General features: G+C 52.1%; 5 protein-coding genes. 3 read left to right on the forward strand and 2 right to left on the reverse strand.

The annotated features are described in order from the left end of the window. Positions 1-63 precede the first annotated feature (63 nt). Entirely contained in the window at positions 64-204 is a 141-nt protein-coding gene (locus tag KO503_RS17865; RefSeq protein WP_436836501.1) for a transposase domain-containing protein, read from the forward strand. 111 nt (positions 205-315) lie between these two features. On the opposite strand, the gene KO503_RS17670 is transcribed toward KO503_RS17865, so the two are convergent. Then, complete coding sequence (locus KO503_RS17670) at positions 316-1,023, reverse strand: hypothetical protein (protein ID WP_252730852.1); 708 nt, start codon at positions 1,021-1,023, stop codon at positions 316-318. A gap of 946 nt (positions 1,024-1,969) precedes the next feature. Between KO503_RS17670 and KO503_RS00015 the strand changes: the two genes are divergently transcribed. Continuing rightward, on the forward strand, positions 1,970-2,593 hold the full coding sequence (locus tag KO503_RS00015; protein WP_215989558.1) for an SOS response-associated peptidase: 624 nt from the start codon (positions 1,970-1,972) through the stop codon (positions 2,591-2,593). A 337-nt stretch (positions 2,594-2,930) separates the two neighbouring features. Further along, positions 2,931-3,719 carry a hypothetical protein gene (locus KO503_RS00020; protein ID WP_215989559.1) on the forward strand — a complete coding sequence of 263 codons (789 nt, stop codon included), beginning with the start codon at positions 2,931-2,933 and terminating at the stop codon, positions 3,717-3,719. A gap of 316 nt (positions 3,720-4,035) precedes the next feature. Here the strand turns inward: KO503_RS00020 and KO503_RS00025 are convergent. After that, on the reverse strand, positions 4,036-4,401 hold a 366-nt coding region (locus KO503_RS00025; protein WP_215989560.1), incomplete at its 5' end, for a DMT family transporter.

Raw genomic sequence — 4,401 nt, forward strand, 5'->3', positions numbered from 1 at the left:
ACGGGTGCTGACGTCAGACACACTGGGGGCATTCCACATGATGCAGGAGCATAAAACTGGGCCATGCTCGCGTCGCTCATCGAGACCTGCAAACTCAACAAAATCGAACCGCACAGCTACATTGCCGGCGTCATCATTGCCATCGTCAAAGGCCATAAACAGAAGGACATCGAGCAGCTGCTACTGTGGAACTTTAGAGGCTGAAGCAGCGCTTACGACCAAGCCTGTATCCCCATAATAAAAAGGCCTGCAATTTAATCGCAAGCCCCTTTTAGGTAAAGCTATTAAGTATCTAGGTAAAAGCTAGGCAGACGCCTACTGGCTGCTTGCCATATGGTCGATCGTTGCCTGCTTGGCCATGTCGCAGGCTGCGTCGCCATTGGTCAGCAGGTAGACCGCAGTCGCCTTGTCAACGTCCTTGTCACCAGTGTAAAGGAATATCCAATCGTTGGCTACCTCAACTGCTTCCCAATATAGCATGTGGTCTCTTGCGCCACCGCTGCAGGCTCGCCGTAGAACGTCCTGCATGGCTGCAGCGTTGACGCTTGATGCGTGCTGATCTGCCCTGTAAGCGCGGTCAAAGTCGCGATGCTTCTGGGTCTCGGTGGCGGCCAGCTCTGCGATCTGCTCATCGGTCCAGCCTTCGACCATAGCCTCCACTTCTGGTATCCACTCGCTAATGGAGCGATAGTTGGCATCCCAATCAGGCTCGCCGCGATGCTCGTTGGACCAGTTCTCTGCCAGCGCATCAGCCAGGTCCCTGACTAAGGACCAACGCTTTATCCTCGCTGCTGACCGAGCCTTGTATGCGGGGTCATTGGACAGGCGTATGGCCGCGTCATAGGCTTCCCGATCTACTACGACTACTGGCGCAGCCTCGTAGCTGGGCTCCACGCGGCTGTCGGCACTACGGAGGCCGCATTCGCTGCCGTCCGCTGCTTGATTGCTATAAAGGTCGCAGCTGCCTGCAAAGGCTGTTGAGCCAAGCAGCAGCGCCGCTGTTGTAAGGGCTGCTAGTTTCATTGTCCTGCCTCCTTGTCATATTCGTTTTGCAACCATCTGCAGTTACCCTCAAATGCGGCCCGATCTTCGATTACTAAAGCTGCATTACGATCTACGAACGCATCAGCTAGCTCAGCGTCGGCGAAATAAAGCGACTTTGCAAGCAAGTCCCTCACAGCGTCCCGACTTTACCGGTCTTCGCTAAAGCATGCCCAGCCAATCCTGATGTCGACTAGCACTGACCTACGTATATTGGTCAGCTCCTGTTTGGTAACGGCGTCTTGCGCAGTGGCCACCGTGGGCAGGGCAAGGGCTGCAGCTAGGATGAGCGCTTTCGTTCTACTTGATAGTGACCAATTCAAAGTCTGTGCGCATTCGCCCGTCGATTAAAACGTAGTCTAGCTAAGTCCGCGATGCCGCCAGCCAGCAGGTCAAAATGCTGCGCTAACGGGGTAATGTCTGCTTCGGGGAAGCTGCGATGCAGCGACGATAGGAACGATCGAGGTCCGGTTTGGGCCGATCACGTCGAGAAGGAAGATTACGGTTCCAGACTTTGCAAAGGTCGCTATCTGCGCATAGCTGACCTCGATGGCTGGTGCAGCATGGTTGGTTAGGGTTTCGCGGTCTTGAATGACCGCTTTCACCGATCTGCAGCAACATGTGTGCAGGTGCCGCTAAGGTCCAGTTTCCGCTGATTCTGTTGAAAAACTCGTTGCTGCAACGGCAAACTTTCAAAACGCAGGAAACTGTTCTCCGTTGGAAAAAAATCAGTCCGTTAGGGCGAAAAATACAGAAATATCCAGAATATTGTTCTCGCAAATTCGATCTAAGCACGCCAAGCAGGATTTCTTCAACACAATCCGCCCGTCTATAACTGCCCTTATGCAAGCCAAGAGAAGAAAAGTTTGCTTAGGGTTGCCCTCGATGCGATCCTGCGCGGATAGCGTAATTCTCTAAGGGGCTTAAAATGTGTGGACGTTTCGTTGATCCCAACCTGCGAAATACGGAGATTGATATGTCGCAGATTAAGATCGATCCGATCCAGAGGCGCTTCAACGTAAAGCCTACCAACCCCATTCTGATATTCGCCGATCAGCCGTTGGAAGGTGTCGCAGCGCGTTGGGGGCTTATCCCGTCCTGGATCAAAGGAAATGATCCCAAGGAATGGAAAGCGACCACATTCAATGCTCGGATCGAAGAGGCGCGTGAAAAGCCGACCTTCCGCGCTGCCTGGCGATATGGACGGTGTTTGATCCCCGCTGGTGGGTTCTATGAATGGACAGGCCCCAAGGGAAATCGTAGGCCCAACTTCTTTGCACCGGCGGGCAACGATGCCAATTTCTATTTTGCTGGGCTGTTCTCGATTTGGAATGATATGCGGACCTGCACCATCATGACCCGCGCGGCAACGGATGCGATGGTAGGGATCCACAATCGCATGCCTGTGATCCTGAATTCGGAAGAGCGTGAGGCATGGCTAGAGGGTTCGGCGGACCTCAATATCGGGATTGGGGCAGCACTAAAGACATGGCCCGTTGAGCGGTTTGGATTGATGGAAGAAGGGTCCAGCCTTATCGAAGCCGCTGAATAGCCATGCGCAAATATAACCTGTCAACGAAATGGGAGGACCAAGTTTTAATTTGAGGCGCTCGTATTATGGGAAAACTGCCATTCATATGATGATGTCTGTGAAAAAGCGGACACAGATACATATTGCAACTAACGGTAGGTTTGAGCCCATTTTGCATGATGCTGCATCTTGCCCCAATGTCCGCTCACAGGGCGAAGGGCAAACAGGTAACAAAGCTACACCGGGTTTCGCCGTGGGTTAGTGGTAAGAAATTTCTCAATGCTCTCTAAGGTATAGCCCAAGAAGGCAAAAATGACCGCTTTTTCCGGATAGGTTCAGCCTGTTTTGGCCTTTGATTTTGATAGTGACTCTTGCGACTTCAGTCGTTAATTTCTTCGAAATGATTGATCTTCCCGAATCCGACGTATTGATGGCACTTCCGCAAGAGGATTTTGATCGTTTAGTTGCTCCATGGTTTTTTTCAACTTTCTGCCCAAAGCATGAATGGGTAGAATCCAAGGTCGGAGAAGGAATACAGTTCAACCCACACATATACGGAACGGAGGCTGCACAAGACATCGGTACTATTCTCCAAGATCATCTTGGTATCCCCCAAATTCATGCGAGGTCTGCTCGCTTCGTTGAAGCCTTCGAAAAGAAATCTGCCGAGTGGGTACAACTAGAGTATATCCATGTCGGTGATCCTTTTTATCAGACGGGCGCCTCAGAGCGAAATGAACTCGAACGAAGAATAAAAGACCAATGCCGTCAAGTGTTGGATTGTGTTGCCGAAATCAGGTTTCTTCTAACCCCACCTCAGGGAGGTGAGCGTATCTCGTTACCGGAAGAGATAGAGGGAGCTGTTGACGATTTGTCTAAATCTGCAACCAGCCTCATCTTGTCTGACTCATTGCTGGGGCAAAGCGGCTACATGAACACTGCGCGCCAAACTCCACGCATCGAAGAGGGCAGCGGTACTCTTAAGGTTTGGGCGAAAGAAAAGCTGGATGTCTCTACAGAAGCTTTCTTTAAGTCAGTGGGGGCAGCAATGGGAGTTGGGGCCGCCACAGCGGTCACAGCAGGGTTTGCAAGTCTAGTACTTAAATCCGATAAGTTATTGGAGCTAATCGCGCTGCTTTGGAAATAAAATACGGAATAAACCCTATCACCACCCCGGACGCCGAAAGCAGACGTTCACTAGTCGCAGACCGACGGCAGCATTGTCCGCAGTGCGGACCTCGACCCATCACGCAGCGAATGTCTGAATTCCGCCCTTTGTGCCGATCGACACAAACGGCCCAAACCTGCCTTTCACAACAATGTCGAGTACTGCGGCGCAGTTTCCCCAGACCGGACATTTGCGCATCATGTAGCATTTCAGCATGCCGAATGGCTGTTGTGCAGACCGTTCATCCGTTTGCAATCCAGCTCACAGTGACAACTTACTAGTCCTAAGCAGTCGTTCAGGATCGCTCGAATTGAGGCCTTGTACGGAACCGTTCGCCGAGTGGAATAGGCATAGTGATGATAACAAGATACCCGACAACCATAGCCACGACAGGCTCCAGTAATGTGATAACTGTCGCCATGCTCGCCTGTACAAGGGCAAGGCCGAAGCCGAAGCAAAGATATCCAAGGAACATGGGCACGGCTGCCATGTAAATCCCAACGGCGACGTTTGTCCGAGATGCAAGAAACGGCCCTCCCGTGACGCTCAGCACCGGCATCTGCATCAGACCGCCAAGGCAGAACGTGGCCTCCATCACAACCGACGACCACATACCTTGCAGCATCATTTTCCGCGCGCTCTGGTCTTGCCACGGTTTAGT

Source organism: Pacificibacter marinus (assembly GCF_018860505.1).
Lineage (GTDB): Bacteria > Pseudomonadota > Alphaproteobacteria > Rhodobacterales > Rhodobacteraceae > Celeribacter > Celeribacter marinus_B.

Bases quoted from the DNA above. Each gene is read 5' to 3' on its own strand.
- KO503_RS17670 (WP_252730852.1), bottom strand. From the start codon at position 1,023: ATGAAACTAGCAGCCCTTACAACAGCGGCGCTGCTGCTTGGCTCAACA.
- KO503_RS00015 (WP_215989558.1), top strand. From the start codon at position 1,970: ATGTGTGGACGTTTCGTTGATCCCAACCTGCGAAATACGGAGATTGAT.
- KO503_RS17865 (WP_436836501.1), top strand. From the start codon at position 64: ATGCTCGCGTCGCTCATCGAGACCTGCAAACTCAACAAAATCGAACCG.